This window comes from Polyangium spumosum (assembly GCF_009649845.1).
Lineage (GTDB): Bacteria > Myxococcota_A > Polyangia > Polyangiales > Polyangiaceae > Polyangium > Polyangium spumosum.
The window spans coordinates 651,615-667,511 of sequence record NZ_WJIE01000005.1 but is presented as its reverse complement, the minus strand read 5'-3'; the positions used below and the strand labels follow the sequence as shown (position 1 = coordinate 667,511).

Sequence of the window (15,897 nt, the reverse complement as noted above, 5' to 3'; positions counted from 1 at the left end):
CGATTCGCGTATCCTCGCGCCTGCCCATGACCTCGCTCGCCACAGGCAGCCGTATCCGCCGCGTCGTCGTCCATGCGCGTGGCGCCCTCGTCACCCGGACGGTCATGCTCCCGCCCGTGCTCCCGAGCGAGCCGTGCGAGCTCGTCGTCCCCGGCGTCACCACGCTCTCCGAGCCGTCGAGCTTTCGCGCGCTCGCCACGGGCGGCCGCGAGGTCGTCTCCGTCGCCGCGCGCCTCGTCCTGCCCGAAGGGCCCGCGAAGGCGGGCTCGGCGCGTGAGCGGGTCCGCGCCCTCGAAGCCGAGCGCGACGCCCTCGGCGAGGAGCGTCGTCACCTCACGGGCCGCCGCAACCTGCTCGCCGGTTTGTCCTTCGACCTCGGCATGGATCGCCGCCTCCGGCAGGGGAATCCTCGCGCGCGGATCGAGGACGCCCTCGCGACCTCGCGCCTCGCGCAGGAGGAGCTCGTCGCGCTCGATACCCGCCTCGCCGAGATCGGGGCCTCCCTCGAGCGGGTCCATCGCGCCATCGAGGCGGCGCAGCTCGCCGAGGCGCAGGCGAGCACCGAGGAGCGCGCCGGTTCGTCGAGGCCGTCCCTCGCTTGCCACGTGCGCCTCGGCGCGGGGCAGGGCGCGATCGAGGCGCTCGAGATCGAGTACGTGGTGCTCGCGGCGCGCTGGTGGCCCACGTACAAGGCGTGGCTCACGAAAAACGCGACGCGCGTGCGGCTCGAGCTCGACGCGCTCGTCGCGCAGGACTCGGGCGAGGACTGGAAGGACGCCGAGCTCTCGCTCTCCACCGCCGACCTCGTGCACGACGCGCGTTTGCCCGAGCTCCCGTCGCTCCGGTTTGGCCGGGCGCAACCGCCGGCGAAGCGTGGGTATCGGCCTCCGCCGCCCGGGCTCGACGCGATGTTCGAGGCGTACGACGCGGCGATGGTGCGGCTCGTGCGCCCCGCGCCCGCGCCGCTCGGCAAGCCCGCGGCGCCCCGGCCACCCGCGCAGCCCGCGGCCCCCCCGCCGCCGCCGATGGCAGCGCCGCAATCCCTCGGCGCGCCGCCCCCGCCGCCGGGGTACGGCCCGCCGATGCCCTCCGCGCCCATGCCGGCGAGGTCCGCGCCGCCGCCCTTCAAAAAAGCGGCCAAACCGGCGCCGGAGATGGCGGCCGTGCAATCCCGCGCGTCGGCGATGAGGGATGACGGGGGCGGCGGCGGCGACGAGTTCGCCCTCGAAGGAAAGGCGGGCGGCGCCCACGACGAACCTGCGCCGCCGCCGCCTTCGCTCGAGCCCGACGATAGCTGGCTCGAATTCGACGCCCTCGTCCTCGCCCCCGCCGACGAAAAACAGCGCCGTGGCCGCCTCGGCAAAGCCGAGAGCGACACCTCCCGCCGCGAGGCGAGCCGCGCCAAAGAGCGCATCGAGGCCCTGCCGAACCCCGCGCGCACCCAGGACCCGCTCGCCTCGCGTGGCCGCTTCGATCACCGCTACGACGCCGAAGGTCGCGCCGACGTCCCCTCGAACGGCCGGCCGCATCGCGTGCACGTGAAGGCCGGCGAGGGCCCTTCGAGCGCGCAGTTCCGCGCCGTCCCGCGCGAGTCGAGCGAGGTCTACCGCGAGGCCCGCATCGAAAACCCCCTCGGCGCGCCGCTCTGCGCCGGCCCCGTCGACGTCTTCCTCGAAGGCGCCCTCGTCACCGCGGCCGAGATCGCGGCCGTCGATCGTGGCGGCTACGTGCAGGTCGGCCTCGGCGTCGAGGACCGCGTTCGTATCGCGCGTAATGCCCGCGTCGAGGAGAGCTCGGCCGGCTTGCTCGGCGGATCCACCGTCGTCGATCACCACGTCACCGTCGACCTCACCTCCTCGCTCGGCGTCCCGATCCAGGTCGAGATCCTCGAACGAATCCCCGTCACCGACGACAAGGACGTCACGGTCAAGCTCACCTCCGCCGAGCCCGAGCCCGAGGTCTACGATCAATCGATCGTCGGCGCGCCCGTGCGCGGCGGCCGCCGCTTCCGCGTCGAGGTCCCCGCGGGCGGCAAGTCGAAGATCACCTACGCCTATCGGATCAAGCTGCCGGCCAAGAGCGAGATCGTCGGAGGAAACCGCCGTGAGTGAGCCCGTGGTGGAGGCCGTTCGTTCGGAGGAACCGTCGCAGGATCGCGCGCATCACTCGAGCCGCGCCGCGCGCGTCACGCTCTTCGAGGACCGCGCCGAGGTCGTGCGTCGCGCCTCCTTCCGCGCCGCCAAAGGCACGCGCTGGGAGGCCATCGCCGGCGTCTCGCTCCTCGTCGACGACGGCACCGTGCAGGCCAGGATCACGCGAGGCGAGGCGCGTGTCCTCTCCGCGCGGGTCCTTCGTCGCGCCCACGAGGAGCGCGCGCTCGGGCGCGAGGAGATCGAGGCCCTCGAACGCGAGGTCCGCGCCGCGCGTGATCGTGTGGTCGCGGCGGATCAGGCGGTCGATCGCCTCCAGCGGGCCCTCGGGCAACATGACGAGCTCGCCACGCAATGGGTCAAGTCCGCCTCGCTCGGCCCGCGCAAGGCCTCGGATCCGGGCGTGATGGGCTCGTATCGGGAGGGGTGGCGCGCGATCGACGTCTCCGCGAAGGCCACGCTCGACGAGATGGCTCGTGTCCGCGCCGAGCGCGCGCAGACCGAGGTCGACCGGCGCCGCGCCGAGGCGCGCCTCGCCGAAGGTCGCGCGGAGACACCTCGTTACGACGCGGTCATCGAGCTCGAGATCGAGGCCCACGAGGAGGGTGACGTCGAGGTCGAGCTGACCTACCGCCTCCCCTGCGCGCTCTGGCGCCCCGAGCACCTCGCGCGCCTCACCTCCGACGGGCCCGACGCGACCGCGGGCTCGGTCGAGATCGTCACGTACGCCGCCGCGTGGCAACGCACGGGTGAGGCCTGGGACGACGTCGAGCTGCGCTTCTCCACGGCGCGCCCCACCCGCGCCGCATCGCCGCCGCTGCTCTCCGACGACGTGCTCTCCACGCGCCGGAAGACCGAAGAGGAGCGCAGGAACATCGTCGTCGCGGCGCGTGAGCAGTCGATCGAGCTCGCGGGCCTCGACCGCGGCGACCGCGCCACCGCCGAGATGCCCGGCGTCGATGACGGCGGCGAGCCTGTCACCTACACCGGCAAGGAGCGCGCCTCGCTCCCTTCGAACGGGCGCCCTTGCCGCGTGGAGATCGGCCGCGCCGCTGTGAAGGCCGAGCTCGCGCGCCTCGTCGTCGCCGTTCGTTCGCCGGCCGCGCATCTTCGCGCCACGGCCACGCTCGAGGGCGCGGGTCCCTTGCTCGCGGGCCCGGTGCGCCTCGCGCGTGGCGCGAGCCTCGTCGGCCGCGCGCGCCTCGATTTCGTGGGCAAGGGTGAGCCCTTCGAGCTCGGCTTTGGCCCGGACGACGCGATCCGCGTGCGCCGCAGCGAGGACGAGAAGCGCGACACACAAGCGATCACCGGCGCGCAGCGCCTCGAACGCAAGGTCACGCTTTACCTCTCGAACCTCTCGAGCAGGGCGAGGAAGGTGCTCGTCACCGAGCGTATCCCGGTCAGCGAGATCGAGGACGTCGAGATCCACCTCGCCGAGGCGGGAGGGATTTCCCTCGACAAGGACGGCTTTCTCCGCGCCACGGTCGACGTGGGCGCGCACGCGACGCGCACGCTCTCGTACACCTTCGAGGTGCGCGCGGGCGCGCGCGTCACGCTCCCGGCCTTCTAACCGAGCACGAAATCGATCTCGAACACATCGTAATGCGCGGGCCGCATCCCGAGCGCCGCGTACGTCTTCTGCGCGCGGTGGTTCTCCTTGTCCACGTAGAGCCGCACGCCGCAGACGTCCTTCTCCGCGCGCGCCTTGCCGACCACGTGATCGTGCAGCGCGCGGTAGACGCCCGTGCGCCGCGCCTCTTCGGCCACGTGGACCGACTGGATCCACCAGAACGTCCCGTCTCGCCAGTCGCTCCATTCGAACGTCACGAGGAGCTGCCCCACCGTCTCTCCGCCGCGCTCGGCCACGAGGTAAAACCCCTTGCTCGGGTCCTCGATCACCGCGCGCGTGCCCCGGATCGTCGTCTCCGGATCGAGCGCCTTTCCTTCCGTCTCCAGGGCCATCGCGCGGTGGTTTCGCGCGAGCGTGTCCACGTCCCCCGCGTGCGCGAGGCGAATCGAGAGCTGCTCCATCGGGTCCTTCTTCACCTGTTCGGCGGCGCGATCGACGGCTTCTGCCGTTCGTCGGGGTAGAACGTGCGTGGGATCGGCTCGTGCTCCACGAGGTACCCGAACTCCCGCTGGAAGTCCTCGATCGAGATGTCGAGCACGTTCGCGAACCGGGCGAGCTGGCTCGAATCCTCGAAGTCGTCCTTGCGCAGCCGGAGCATGTATCGCCGCGCGATCATGTACCGATCGCTCGTGATGTCCACCATCCGCACCCGCATGCGGCCCGTCTTCGGGTCCATGATCGTGTCGAACGGCACGGCCTGGAACGAGCCCTGCACCATCGCCACGAGCGCGCCCGTGCCGCCCTCCGCGAGGTACTTCGACGCGCAATACCCGAGGTCCCGCGCGTACTCCATGTCGTACGGGATCGGGTCGGCGCATCGCAGCTCGTAGCCGATGTTCTTCGGGATGATCGTCGCCTTGACCCCGAACTGCTTCAGCCGCTTCTGCACCTCGGCCTTCAGGATGTCGGCGAACGCGATCTCCGCGATCCGCACGTGCCCGTGCGCGTCGCGCTCCACGCCCGCGAGCCCCTCGAGGTCGTGCTCCTCCATGCGCTCGACGATGCCCTCGGCGATCATCGCCACGCCGTCGGACCTGCCTGCCGCGAGGCGCTTCACGATCGCCGCCGCGAGCACGTCCACGACCGTCTTCAGCGGCACGTGCCCCTCGGCCGGGAACTCCTCGGGGATCATCGTCAGCGTCGCGCCCGCGGCCTTTCCGATCCCGAGCGCGAGGTGCCCGGCCTTCCGCCCCATCGCCACCACGAAGTACCAGCGGTGCGTGGTCTTCGCGTCCACCATCAGGTTCTCGACGAGCTCGACGCCGATGTGGCGCGCCGTCTGGAAGCCGAACGTATCTGCGTACCCTGGCAGATCGAGGTCGTTGTCGATCGTCTTCGGCACGTGCACCACGCGCAGGCGCCCCTTCGACTGGAGCGCGACCTGCGACGCCGAGTAGGCCGTGTCGTCGCCGCCGATCGTGATGAGCTTGTCGATCTCGAGCCGCAGCAGCGAGAGCACCGTCTCCTCGAGCAGCTCCTGTGATTTCGTCGGGTTCGCGCGCGCGATGCCGAGGTACGAGCCGCCGCGGAAATGGATGCGGCTCACGTCCTCGATCGAGAGCGGCCGGGCGTGCTCGAGGTCGCCCTTCATGATCCACGAGAATCCGTCCTGGATCCCGACCACGTCGAAGCCGGAGAGGACCGCGCGGATCGTGGCCGCGCCGATGACGGCGTTGATGCCCGGCGCGGGCCCGCCGCCGACGAGGATACCGACCTTCTTCGGAACGTGGCTCATGACTCCGGACCCTAGCTTCCCCTTCGGGCTTTCGCTAACCTGGATTCGTGACGAGGCGCTCCCGTTCGGCCGTCCTGCTTTTGGCGCTCGTCGCGTCGCCCCTCGCGTCATTTGCGCTCGCAGGTTGCGCGTCGCAAGAGCAGCCCCTCGAAGCGGCCGCGCCCCCTGCGCCCCGGCCCAAAAACGCCGCCGAGATCGCGCGCTCGATCGTGAACGCGCGTATCGGCGTGATGGTCTGGGCCGAGCGGCTCCGGGGCCACCCGCTCGAGGTCCGCGTCCGCGCGATGAACCCGCTCCGCGCCATGCTCGAAGGCACGGGCATCGACGCGACCGGCGACGTCGTCGCGGCTTACGTCGCCTCGACCGGCGCGACGCGTGACGACCTCGCGGTCGCGATCGTGCAACACAAGCTCGACGAGCAGCAGACGCGCCAGGGCCTGCACGCGATGATCGCGCGCAGCCAGCCGCCCGGCGCGTGGATCGAGGCGGCGAGCGTGCCCTCGGCGCGTGTCACGGTGAAGGGACAAACCCGCGTCGTCTCCATCGTCGAGGACGGCTTCCTCGCGATCCTGCCGGAGTCGCTCGCCTCGCAGGCTGGTCGCTTCGAGGGCACGGGGGGGTTCCCCGACCCTGAGGGCCCGGAGGCTGTCGTCGCCACGGCCCTCGATCCTTCGCGTAGCCTCGCGGGCTCGCAAGCGCCGCCCGTGCCGCCGACGATCCGCTCGTCGGTCGCGCGCTTGCGCCTCGCCGCGGATGGCGGCGTCGACGTCTCGGCCACGGGCGAGAGCGCCGATCCGGCGCAGGCGAGCGTGGACGCGGCGGCGCTCACCTCGTCGATCGACCGGGCCACCTCGCTGAACCTCGGCATCGTGAAGGTGCGCCTCTTCGCGCCCGTCGTGTTCCGCGCCGAGGGTTCGCAGGTGAAGAGCGACCTGCACCTGACGCAGGCCGAGATCGATCGGCTGCTCACGCTCGCCGAGACCTTCATGCCTCGTTGAGGTGGGAGGCGCCTGCGCGTGACGTCGAGGCGGTCGCACGAGACTTCGAGACGCGTGGGCGGGTGCTGATCAAGATCGGGCCCGACTGATCAAGGTTCGCGATCGGCCGTAGCAATGCGCGATTTCGGCGCGTAGGTTCGGCGGGCCTGAACAAGGCGCCGCCCCGAAGGGTCTGGAAACCCAGCGGGGCGACTTGGCCGCAACCCCGTATCAGCCGGAGTCGCAACCCATGCTTCGTTTAGTCCACCCTGCCCCGCGGGGCCAAGGGACTCGTCCGCCCAAGGGCCGGAAGAGCCCGAACCTCCTCCCCACGTCCGAAGAACGCAAGCGGATCCGCGCCACGATCCGCAACGTCGCCCGCGCCTACGGCGGGCTCGACGTCCTGGCCGCGGTCGTGGGCGTCCACCGAACCACGCTCATCCAAGCCGGGCAGCGGACGTCCTACGCCGTGGCCGTGCTTCTCGCCCGCGCCGCGGGCATCCCCGTCGAACAGGTCCTCACCGGGCGTCCCCACGTGGCCGGCGCGTGCGCGCTCTGCGGGCGGAAGGGAGGCGCGTTGTGATGGCCGCTCCCCTCTACCCCGGCGGCTTGATCGAGATCCAGCGGGCGAACCTCCGCGCCCTCCTGCGTCACCTCTTCCGCGAGAAGGGCACGTGGATCGCCGTGGCTCACGCCGTGAGCTTCCGGCGCTCGGTCGTGCTCGCATTCATGGACGGGATCGAGCCCGGGCACATGGCCCTCGCGCGGAGCATCGCGCGCACCGTGGGCTTGTCGCTCGACGACGCCCTCACGGGCAAGGCGTCGCCCCGCAAGGCGCCCGCCCTGGTCCTCGTGACGCCCCCGAAGCGGAAGGGAGGCGCCTCGTGAGCGAGCACGACCAGGACCACGACAAAACCCCCGACAGCCTCCCCCCGGTGCTCTCGACCGAGCAGGCCGATCGCGTGCGTCGAGCCCTCGCGCCCGTCGTCGCCTCGCGCGGCTTGTGGCAGATGGCCGACGCGATCGGCTACGCGCCGATGTACGTGCAGGCGTTCCTCCGCGGGCAGCTCGCCTGCACGCTGCACTTCGCCACGTGCGTCGCGCACGCGCTCGACGTCGATCTCGACGCCCTGGTCCGCGGAGGTGGGCCGTGATCCGCTACCGCGACGATCCCGATCGTCCGGGCGAGCCGATCATCGAAGCCACGCCGCGTGACCTGAACACGTACCGCGGTTTCGCCCGCGCATACCTCCGCGCGAAGTGGCCCGTGCTCGGCGAGGCGGACGTGGACGAGGTGACGCAGGACGCGCTCTACGTCCTTTGGCGCATGGTGGACGAGGGGCGCGTACGCGGCGCGTACACCGACCCGCCCGACGTCGTGATCCGCTCGCTCCTCGTGAACATCGCGTGGCGCGTCGCGGGCAACCAAGCCGCTCGGCTGCGCCGGAAGGACGCTCGCCACGTGCCGATCGGCGAGGAGCACGATCGCGACCTGCCCGATCTCGCGGCGCGTCCGGAGGACATCGCAGAGGCCCGGCACCTCCTGCGAAGCATCGCGCGCTCGACGGCCCGGCCGGTGCGCGTCCTTCTGCTCGTCCTGCAAGGGGAGAGCGCGGAAGACATCGCCCGCGAGCTGGGGCTCGACGTCGCGACCGTTTACAGCCACGTCGCGCGGGCCCGCAACGCGCTCGCTAAGCGCTACGACCGCCCCAGGAAGCGCCGCCGCTGAACGGACGAGCGCCGCCTACTCCGGTGGCGCTCGCCTGCTCTTCCGTCCAGGACCGTCCCGCCCCCAGCGCCTTTCACGGCGCATTGCACATCTGAAAGCCCGTCACGCGTGCTCGTATGCGCCCGGCGCATACGCTCCGGGTTGCGGCATAGCGCGCTACATCGGTAGCGTTTGCTTTGGAGGTATAGACGCGTGTCGGAACTACATTCCCAAATCGTAACATCATACAATACCGCGTTTCAGCAGTGGAATCGGCTGCGCGGTTCAGCGCTAGATGCCGCTAATCATGTGGCAAGTGAGCTTTGCACTCGTCTCGGTGTGCCCGGCAGTTGGCGTCTTGCACGTATAGAGCGAGCGAACGACGAAGCGTATGCAAAGAATGGCGAAATTGCGGTCTCGTATGAGGGCGTAGCTCGCTTCTGCATTGAAGCAGAGTTTTTGATGGATCGCTATGACCGCGAACGTGCATGCACCGCGAAAATTGACTTGCGAATGCGCGCCACCGCAGTCGGAGATGGCAGTTACAAATGGAAACTGTTGTGGGTCACGTCTACCGCGAGTGGACCGCACAATGAGGAGTTTGACATCCATGCTCCTGCCGCAATGGATGTTGCTGCAAAAGACACGGCCAAGAGAATTATTGAATACTTTGCGCGCAAGGCTCGGGATGACGCGTGGAAGGATAGATGAACCCCATAACGAGCCCGTTTATGACGAGCGGATAACACTCGCTCGGGTTGTGGTGCGGTGAATAGCCGATAATGCGTTTGTGTTCGTTGTATATCGGCAGCGCGTTGTCCCTATCCGGCTGTTCGTGGTCGGCGGGCAGCATCGGCAAGCGCGGAGTGTGCATACACGGTAACTTAGCACGCGCCGTGCCACATTCACCCGTCCGGAAACAGGCTCAACTGCCTCTCCCGCGGCCGCCACGCGAACAGGTCAAGCTGCGTCCCCGGTGGCGGAAGTGGCTGGGGCGGCGACTCCTCCGTCCCGGCCCTCGCCGGTGGCGCGGCGGGCGGCGTAGGTGCCCGCGGAGCCTCGCTCGGCTTGCCCTTCCCGCCGGGCAGGGCGCGGAGCCATCCCTTGCCGTTCGGCAGCTCGCGGGCGCCGCCCTGCTTCTCGCCCGGGGCCGGTGCGGGCGGCGCGAGCTTCTTCGGCTCCGGAGGCGCGCACGGCTCCGCCGCAAGGGCGCGCTCGACAAGCTCCTGCACGGACCAGACGTGATCCGTGATCCCCGCCTCCATGGCCGGCGTCACGCGCAAGCTCTCGTGGACGCGGCAGAAGTTATACCAGGCGACGTGCAGGCTCACGGCGGCGCGGTGGTTCTCGATCTTCTTCGAGAAGCCGTTGCAAAGCCGGGTGAACCGGCGGACGTGCATCCGGACCGTGAGGTTCGCCCGCTCGACGTGAGACGTGCTCGCGCGGTCGAGGTTCGGCGCACCGTGCGCGGTCTTCTTCGTGATGAACGGATCGCGCGGGGGCTCGTAGCGATGGTCCGCCGGCCCCTCGCGCCGCCCCTTCTTCGAGTAGTCCTTGTGGATCACGGCGTGGTCCACCGCGCCGCCGAAGCTCTGCCCGACGGCGACGGGGTAGCTCTGCCAGCCGTCCGTGGACAGCTCCGGGATCGTCACGAGCCGGGCGCGGAGGTCGGCCACGAACGCCCGCGTGTTCGCCTCGTCCCGCTTCCCCACGCGGTAGGCGATCAGGAGCTTCTTCGTCCGCGCCATGGCGAGGTAGGCGTACGCGTCGCCGAACTCGGCGGGATCCTCCGCGGTCACGCGCGCCTGCTTTTTCTGCACGTACGACCAGATTTCATCGAGCTGGATCTCGCGGATGTCGAGGTCCCTCACGAGCAGGTTGTGGAGGTTGTCGCACCCCGCGCCGACGCGGACGAGCGTGGACAGGACCGTCGGAAGGGACACGTCCGTGAGCCGCGACGTTGCGCGAACGCTGGCACCCTCTACGAGGTGCTTCACCACGTCGGTGCGCTTCTCGATGGGCAGGACGTTCGCCACGACGTGGATCCCGACGAAGGGCCGCCACGGGCGCCGCGTCGCGCCCCATGCGCGTCGTCGGCTCGACCGTTTCAGCGGCTCACTCGATGGGATGAATCTATCACGATTCGTCGGGAATTCGTGGATATTCGGCAATGGCCTAGGACATGAATTGTCCTAGGTAAGAACGTCGTCGGACGATGGGGTTCGGGGCGAGAAGTTGGCCTCGCGTTTCGTGCGTCGGTAGGACGGCGATCATGCCCACAGATGAAGACCACCTCTGTTCGGACCTTCTCAACATCGCCTACCGTATCGCGTATGCTATTCGCGACCCTCACGCAGAGCACGACATTCGGGTTTCGGGCTACAACGGCGAAGTCGGCGACGGTCGGTTGTTGGCGAAGAATTGTGTTTTGTTCAGCGATAACGCGTATCGGGTTTGCTTGCGTTGTAAGCCGGACAAGTTCACGCTTGCCGTACACGTCGAGGTGCTTGCGACCCGCATGGACGGCAATGCATTCCAATTCGAGTGCCTTGGTGCCGTGCTGCTCCCGAACGGCGATAAAGACGCGTTCGTCCTGAAGGCGTCGCAAGCGGTGTTCAAACACATGGAAGAGTGGCGACTCGGGATTCGTTGACGTACGCGGCGACGCGCCCATCGCGGAAGATGGGAACCATGACCGCGGCATGCTCGTCCTCAACCGTGACGCGGACCCCGCGCCCGTCCGCGCAAACGGACCACCAAAGCAAGAGACCGCGCGCCTTGTACACCTCGATCAGGCGACGTTGTTCGTCCTCGGTCGGGATCTGCTCCGGCGTGATGGGGGTCCTGACGGCGTTGCCCTTGTCGTCGAGGTGGATGAGGTAGGTGTCGGACATGTATGCGAGGAGTAGGATGTCCGCCACCCCGGAGTCCGCGGCGCATGTTCAGGAAGGACACACGCCCACCTCGCCGGACATCGGAGGGGGCTCGACGGGAGGCTCGCGCGTTCGTCGCGCCGAACCGGCTGATCAAGTTTGATCAGGACCCGTGGGCGAGACCTGGAGACGCGTGGGCGAGACCTTCGGGGTTCGTTCGCTCACCTTCGAGGCGGTCGCACGAGACTTTGAGACGCGTGGGCGAGACCTGGAGACGCGTGGGCGAGACCTTCGGGGTTCGCGCACGAGACTTCGAGACGGCCGCGCGAGACTTCGAGACGCGTCGTTTGGTGATGATGCGTACTGGTCGGGTTGACGGAGCTCGAGACGTCTGGTCGCATCTGGGTCATGCGGCTTCAGCGGATGCGACCCTTCGTTTCCTTCGGGCTGCTCGGCCTCGCGACGGTGGCGCTCGTCCCGCTCGGCTGCTCCTCGGCCACGATCCGCCACCACCCGGACGATCGCCCGCGCCTCCCCGCCGCCACCGCGGAGCGATTGCGCGCGTGTGTCGATGAGCTCGGTGGCGAGCTCGCAGGCGGCTACTACACGTTCGACGCGACGGTGAAGGTCGACGAAGAGGGCCGCGTCGTGGAGGTCGAGGGAAGAGGCGTGCCGCATCCGGAGCTCGCGATCTGCATGCGGATCGCGCTGCGAGGCATGACGGTGTCGGAGGATCTTCTCGGCAAGCTGCGCGTGTCCGCGTCGCCCACGCCTGCGAACGGGCAAACGGCGGCGGAGCGTGCGCTCGTCGGGAACGCCGCGGCGTTCGTGCTGGTGGTGGTCGCCCTCGCCGAGATCGTCATCGAAGCGGCCCCCGTCGCCGTCGCGATTGCCGCGGCGGTGGAGGCCACGGGGGAGATTGCGGAGGTGGCTCGGAGGAGGCCCAACCGGAACTTGAGGCGTTGCCTCGATGCGGCTGCGGCGGGGGGTGCGCTTTGGGAGAACTTGTGCAATTCGATTCCCAGGCGCGAGGACCGTGCGGAGTGCTGGAGCAAAACGAAGAAGAGCGAACAAGAGAAGCGCGGTTGGTGCAACGAGAAATTCGGATACTGGTAATGTCCAAGCCCCAAAAGACCACATCAAAAACCAAACGAATACGCTGGATGGCCGAGCGCCGCCTCGAGCGACGTGATGCTGTTGGGGGCATCGTCGTGGTCCGCGTCGGTTCTCCTGAGTTGCCCCCCGGGGCCCAAGATTGGAGATGCCCCTTCGTCGTCCTGGGGTTGGGGGACGACTCGATTCAATTTGCTTACAGCATCGATTCGATGGCGGCGCTCCAGAACGCCCTGACAGGCATTCGCTGCACACTCGTGCAGAGTGGTGTTCCGCTTCGGTGGGAAGGATTCGAGGAAAATATTACTGGATTTCAAATGGATGTACCCTTCGCACATGGTCTCGGTTTTCAACAACACCTTGAAAGAATGATTGAAGCGGAGATCGAGGAGCGCGCCCGTCTCTTCCGCGAGCTCATCGAGCGTCGAAAGGCCCGCCGCAAGGCGCGGGCGAAGCCGCGGACGGAGTGACGCGCTCACGTCCTGCTGCCGGCCTTCGTACCTGTTCGCTGGCTGAGCCCGCCCTGGACTTCTCTGGCTGACGCTCACGCCCTCCCGCTGCTACGCTCGGCGCCATGAGGCTCGTCAAGATCGGGGTGGCCAGTGTGAACGCGACGGTCGGCGCCGTCCGCTCGAACGTGGATCGGTGCATTCGCCTGGCATCCGCGATGGCCGAGGACGACGTCACGCTCGCGGTGTTCCCCGAGCAGGTCGTCGGCGGGTACGCGGCGGAGGACCTCGTGCAGTGGCAGGCCTTCGTCGACAGCCAGCGGCGCGAGCTCGAGCGCTTCGCCGCGGAGACCACGCGCCTGCCCACGGTCTTCGTCCTCGGCCTGACCGTGGGCGTCGAAGGCGACCTCTTCAACGTCGGCGCCCTCGTGCACCGCGGCGAGATCATCGCGTTCGTGCCGAAGGAGAAGCTGCCGACGTACAACGTCTTCTACGAGTCGCGTGTCTTCTCCCGCGGCGTGCCGGGCATGGAGCTCGAGACGCGTGGCGTGTTCTGCGGCGATCGGATCTTCCAGTTCGATTTCGGCACGCTCGCGATCGAGGTCTGCGAGGACATCTGGTCGCCCGACGGCCCGATGCGGCGGCGCTGTTATTCGGGCGCGGAGATCGTCTGCAACCTCTCGGCCTCGCCGTTCCGCGCGGGCGTCGTGGGCACGCGGCGCGAGATGATCGCCACGCGCGCCTCGGACAACCAGTGCACGATCGCTTATGCGAACCTCGTCGGCGCCAACGACGGGCTCGTCTTCGACGGCGGCGGGTTCGTCAACCAGAATGGCCGCCCGATGCTGGAGGCGCCGCGGTTCCGCGAGGGCTACGCGGCGACGGTCGTCGACCTCGATCGCACCATTCGATGCCGGCGCGAGGCGAGCACCTGGCGGAGCGACCTCGAGGCCTTCCGGCGCGAGCAGGAGCCCGTGCACGTGTACGTGTTGCCCGAGAAGACGGCCGATCGCTCGAAGCTCCGATATCCCGCGCCTCCGCCGGGGACCTCGTTCTTCTTGCCCGCGGCGAGCTTGCCGGCGAAGACGCCCCGCGACGAGCTGCTCGACGATTTCCACGACGCGCTCGCGCTCGGCGTCGCCGACTATTATCGCAAGACGGGCGCGTTCCGTCGTATTGGCCTCGCGCTCTCGGGCGGGCGTGACTCGCTGCTCACCCTGCTCGTCGCGCATCGCGCCGCGGAGCTGCTCCACCCCGAGCTCGAGGGCGCGGCCCTGCGCGAGAAGGCGGGCTCGATGATCAGCGCGTTTTACATGCCGTCACGATACTCGAGCGACGCCACGCAGAACGCGGCCGCGCGGATCTGCGCCGACCTCGGCGTCTCGTTCATGGTCGTGCCGATCGAGGACGCGTTCGTGCGCGAGCTCGACGCCACGCGCACGCTGCTCGGTCCGGACGGGCCCGAGCCGACCGAGCTCACGAAGCAGAACGTGCAGGCGCGTATTCGTGGCCAGCGCATGTGGAACTGGTCGAACACGAGCGGCGCGCTCTTCTTGCAGACCGGCAACATGAGCGAAAAGGCGCTCGGCTACACGACCGTCGGCGGGGACCTGGAGGGCGCCTTCAGCGTGATCGCGAACCTGCCGAAGACCGTGGTCATCGCGCTGCTCGAGCGGCTGGAGAAGCGGTTCGGCCATCCGGGCATCCGCGCCACGCTGGACACCACGGCGGGCCCCGAGCTCGCGGCGAACCAATCGGGCGAGGCCGAGCTCATGCCCTTCGAGGTGCTCGACGCTTGCCTCTACCTCTACGGCGCGGAGAAGCTCGCGCCGAACGAGGTGGCGCGCGCCTTGACGAGCGTCTTCCCCGAGCGGGATCCGGCGGCGCTCGCCGCGTGGGCGGACAAGTTCGCGCGCCTGTTCACGCAATCGATCTTCAAGTGGGTGCAATCGCCGCTGGCGATCCACCTCGGCTCGCTCGACCTCGATCGCGAGCGCGCGCTCCAGCTCCCGGTGGTGCAGCGGACGGAGTGGAAGGGCGAGTGATCCCGGCCGGGATCCTCATTTCGTCATCGTCTTCGTGAAGACCACGGCGCCGTTTCGGTCGATGAACTCGAACGTGAGCTTCGGCCCGTCGAACTCCAGGTACGCGAAGCCTTCGACCCTGTCGGTGAAGTAGAGCTGCTTCTCGTCCGTGGGGACGAACTCGAAGGTGTCTCGCGTCTTCGCGCCCGCGCCGCTGATCACGAAATGCGTGTCCGGGCAGTCGCCGTCGCGGCCCTTGTCGATGAACTCCAGGTCGTGGTCGTGCCCGGCCATGAACATGTCCGCGCCGCAATAGATGGCCTTCTGGAACGAGAACAGCCCCGCGATGCCGAGCAGGTTGTTGTCCCAGTAATGCTCGCCCGAGGTGAACCGCGGGTGGTGGCCGAAGACGATCTTCCACGTCGCCGTGGACGCGGAGACCTTCGCGCTCATCTCGTTCTTCTGGGACCCGTTCAGGAAATCGACCGTGTCGATCCCGAAGAGGTGCACGTGGCCGATCTTCACGTCGTAATAGGCCGAGGGCATGCGCCATTTGTCGCTCGGCCGCATCCCGGGGCCGCTCCCGAGCGGCAGGGACGAGTAGTCGATCTGCGCTTGTTTGTTCCCGCTCGACGTGGGGCCGTGATCATGGTTGCCGAGCACCGCGTAGAAAGGCAAACCATCGAGGTTCGGCCGATCGTACGGCGCCTCGAACTTCTCGCCCCACTGCGGGTCGTCCACGCTCTGCACGCCGTGGTCGTAGAAGTTGTCGCCGTTCACGAGCACCGCGTCGCAGCCGCCCACCTCCTGGCATTTCTCGCTCATTCGATCGGCGACCGCGTGCTGGGCCTCGTTGCCCTCGCCGGTGTCGCCGATCGCGAGCAGCTTGACCACCTTCGCCGCGCTGCCGCCGCCCGCGCCGGTGCCCGAGCTCGACGTCGACGCTCCGCCCGCGCCGCCGGAGCCCCCCGCGGCCCCCGCGCCGCCGCTGCCATTTCCCGCGCCGCCGCCGCCCGAGGCCCCTGCGCCGGTCGTGGCGGTGCCGCCCGCGAGCGAAGACGTGGTGGTGGTGTTCGTGGACTCCCCCGAGCCGCAGCTCGTGATCACGAGCGGGCCAAAAGAGGACACGACGAGAGACGAGACCAGGAGGCGGCGCTTGCCCCAAAAAGAACGTCCGAGGTCAGCCATGGAGGCAATCTACACAATTCATGCGCCGGTGTCGTTATGATAGGCTCCGC

Annotated in this window: 17 protein-coding genes; 12 read left to right on the top strand and 5 right to left on the bottom strand. The window is 68.7% G+C overall.

Going from position 1 to position 15,897, the window contains the following annotated elements:
* Positions 1–26: 26 nt before the first annotated feature.
* Together GF068_RS20145 and GF068_RS20140 are read left to right on the top strand one after the other, a co-directional pair.
* Entirely contained in the window at positions 27–2,111 is a 2,085-nt protein-coding gene (locus tag GF068_RS20145; protein WP_153821026.1) for a DUF4139 domain-containing protein, read from the top strand.
* On the top strand, positions 2,104–3,720 hold the full coding sequence (locus GF068_RS20140) for a mucoidy inhibitor MuiA family protein (protein ID WP_170319585.1): 1,617 nt from the start codon (positions 2,104–2,106) through the stop codon (positions 3,718–3,720). The genes GF068_RS20145 and GF068_RS20140 overlap by 8 nt, the downstream gene beginning before the upstream one ends.
* Here the strand turns inward: GF068_RS20140 and GF068_RS20135 are convergent.
* Positions 3,717–4,196, bottom strand: a complete 480-nt coding sequence (locus GF068_RS20135) for a GNAT family N-acetyltransferase (protein ID WP_338046476.1) — start codon at positions 4,194–4,196, stop codon at positions 3,717–3,719. The genes GF068_RS20140 and GF068_RS20135 overlap by 4 nt on opposite strands.
* The gene (gene pfp / locus GF068_RS20130) at positions 4,193–5,515 is read right to left on the bottom strand and encodes a diphosphate--fructose-6-phosphate 1-phosphotransferase (RefSeq protein WP_153821024.1); all 1,323 of its coding nucleotides are present in this window, start codon (positions 5,513–5,515) and stop codon (positions 4,193–4,195) included. The genes GF068_RS20135 and pfp overlap by 4 nt, the downstream gene beginning before the upstream one ends.
* A gap of 47 nt (positions 5,516–5,562) precedes the next feature.
* Between pfp and GF068_RS20125 the strand changes: the two genes are divergently transcribed.
* The 6 genes from GF068_RS20125 to GF068_RS20100 all read left to right on the top strand — a co-directional run bounded on the left by GF068_RS20125 (position 5,563) and on the right by GF068_RS20100 (position 8,911).
* Positions 5,563–6,513, top strand: a complete 951-nt coding sequence (locus GF068_RS20125) for a hypothetical protein (protein WP_153821023.1) — start codon at positions 5,563–5,565, stop codon at positions 6,511–6,513.
* Between the two features lie 229 nt (positions 6,514–6,742).
* Entirely contained in the window at positions 6,743–7,075 is a 333-nt protein-coding gene (locus GF068_RS20120) for a transcriptional regulator (RefSeq protein WP_153821022.1), read from the top strand.
* On the top strand, positions 7,075–7,380 hold the full coding sequence (locus tag GF068_RS20115) for a hypothetical protein (RefSeq protein ID WP_153821021.1): 306 nt from the start codon (positions 7,075–7,077) through the stop codon (positions 7,378–7,380). Before GF068_RS20120 ends, GF068_RS20115 begins: the two co-directional genes overlap by 1 nt.
* Positions 7,377–7,646: a hypothetical protein gene (locus GF068_RS20110; protein ID WP_153821020.1), complete on the top strand. Its 270-nt coding sequence runs from the start codon at positions 7,377–7,379 to the stop codon at positions 7,644–7,646. The genes GF068_RS20115 and GF068_RS20110 overlap by 4 nt, the downstream gene beginning before the upstream one ends.
* On the top strand, positions 7,643–8,221 hold the full coding sequence (locus tag GF068_RS20105; RefSeq protein WP_206079503.1) for a sigma factor-like helix-turn-helix DNA-binding protein: 579 nt from the start codon (positions 7,643–7,645) through the stop codon (positions 8,219–8,221). Before GF068_RS20110 ends, GF068_RS20105 begins: the two co-directional genes overlap by 4 nt.
* Positions 8,222–8,413: 192 nt before the next feature.
* Positions 8,414–8,911 (top strand): hypothetical protein, encoded by a 498-nt coding sequence (locus GF068_RS20100; RefSeq protein ID WP_153821019.1) that lies wholly within the window; start codon positions 8,414–8,416, stop codon positions 8,909–8,911.
* Between the two features lie 194 nt (positions 8,912–9,105).
* Here GF068_RS20100 and GF068_RS20095 read toward each other — a convergent pair whose 3' ends face one another.
* Positions 9,106–10,236 (bottom strand): IS1 family transposase, encoded by a 1,131-nt coding sequence (locus tag GF068_RS20095; protein WP_338046475.1) that lies wholly within the window; start codon positions 10,234–10,236, stop codon positions 9,106–9,108.
* A gap of 236 nt (positions 10,237–10,472) precedes the next feature.
* On the opposite strand from GF068_RS20095, the gene GF068_RS20090 reads away from it, so the two are divergent.
* Positions 10,473–10,853 carry a hypothetical protein gene (locus GF068_RS20090; RefSeq protein WP_153821018.1) on the top strand — a complete coding sequence of 127 codons (381 nt, stop codon included), beginning with the start codon at positions 10,473–10,475 and terminating at the stop codon, positions 10,851–10,853.
* On the opposite strand, the gene GF068_RS20085 is transcribed toward GF068_RS20090, so the two are convergent.
* Positions 10,816–11,094, bottom strand: a complete 279-nt coding sequence (locus GF068_RS20085) for a hypothetical protein (protein ID WP_153821017.1) — start codon at positions 11,092–11,094, stop codon at positions 10,816–10,818. The two genes, GF068_RS20090 and GF068_RS20085, sit on opposite strands and share 38 nt — an antisense overlap.
* Before the next feature lie 402 nt (positions 11,095–11,496).
* Here GF068_RS20085 and GF068_RS20080 point away from each other — a divergent pair, with 402 nt between their 5' ends.
* From GF068_RS20080 to nadE, 3 genes are all read left to right on the top strand, one after another.
* Entirely contained in the window at positions 11,497–12,189 is a 693-nt protein-coding gene (locus GF068_RS20080) for a hypothetical protein (protein ID WP_153821016.1), read from the top strand.
* Positions 12,189–12,656, top strand: a complete 468-nt coding sequence (locus GF068_RS20075) for a DUF6968 family protein (RefSeq protein WP_153821015.1) — start codon at positions 12,189–12,191, stop codon at positions 12,654–12,656. Before GF068_RS20080 ends, GF068_RS20075 begins: the two co-directional genes overlap by 1 nt.
* A gap of 104 nt (positions 12,657–12,760) precedes the next feature.
* On the top strand, positions 12,761–14,680 hold the full coding sequence (gene nadE, locus GF068_RS20070) for an NAD(+) synthase (RefSeq protein WP_153821014.1): 1,920 nt from the start codon (positions 12,761–12,763) through the stop codon (positions 14,678–14,680).
* A 15-nt stretch (positions 14,681–14,695) separates the two neighbouring features.
* Here nadE and GF068_RS20065 read toward each other — a convergent pair whose 3' ends face one another.
* A complete protein-coding gene (locus GF068_RS20065; protein ID WP_153821013.1) occupies positions 14,696–15,847 on the bottom strand; it encodes a metallophosphoesterase in 1,152 nt (383 codons plus the stop codon).
* Positions 15,848–15,897: the final 50 nt, after the last annotated feature.

Excerpts from the sequence above, each read along its gene's own strand:
- GF068_RS20145 (WP_153821026.1), top strand. The coding sequence starts at position 27 with ATGACCTCGCTCGCCACAGGCAGCCGTATCCGCCGCGTCGTCGTCCAT.
- pfp (WP_153821024.1), bottom strand. The coding sequence starts at position 5,515 with ATGAGCCACGTTCCGAAGAAGGTCGGTATCCTCGTCGGCGGCGGGCCC.
- GF068_RS20120 (WP_153821022.1), top strand. The coding sequence starts at position 6,743 with ATGCTTCGTTTAGTCCACCCTGCCCCGCGGGGCCAAGGGACTCGTCCG.
- GF068_RS20115 (WP_153821021.1), top strand. The coding sequence starts at position 7,075 with ATGGCCGCTCCCCTCTACCCCGGCGGCTTGATCGAGATCCAGCGGGCG.
- GF068_RS20090 (WP_153821018.1), top strand. The coding sequence starts at position 10,473 with ATGCCCACAGATGAAGACCACCTCTGTTCGGACCTTCTCAACATCGCC.
- GF068_RS20085 (WP_153821017.1), bottom strand. The coding sequence starts at position 11,094 with ATGTCCGACACCTACCTCATCCACCTCGACGACAAGGGCAACGCCGTC.
- GF068_RS20080 (WP_153821016.1), top strand. The coding sequence starts at position 11,497 with ATGCGACCCTTCGTTTCCTTCGGGCTGCTCGGCCTCGCGACGGTGGCG.
- GF068_RS20075 (WP_153821015.1), top strand. The coding sequence starts at position 12,189 with ATGTCCAAGCCCCAAAAGACCACATCAAAAACCAAACGAATACGCTGG.
- nadE (WP_153821014.1), top strand. The coding sequence starts at position 12,761 with ATGAGGCTCGTCAAGATCGGGGTGGCCAGTGTGAACGCGACGGTCGGC.
- GF068_RS20065 (WP_153821013.1), bottom strand. The coding sequence starts at position 15,847 with ATGGCTGACCTCGGACGTTCTTTTTGGGGCAAGCGCCGCCTCCTGGTC.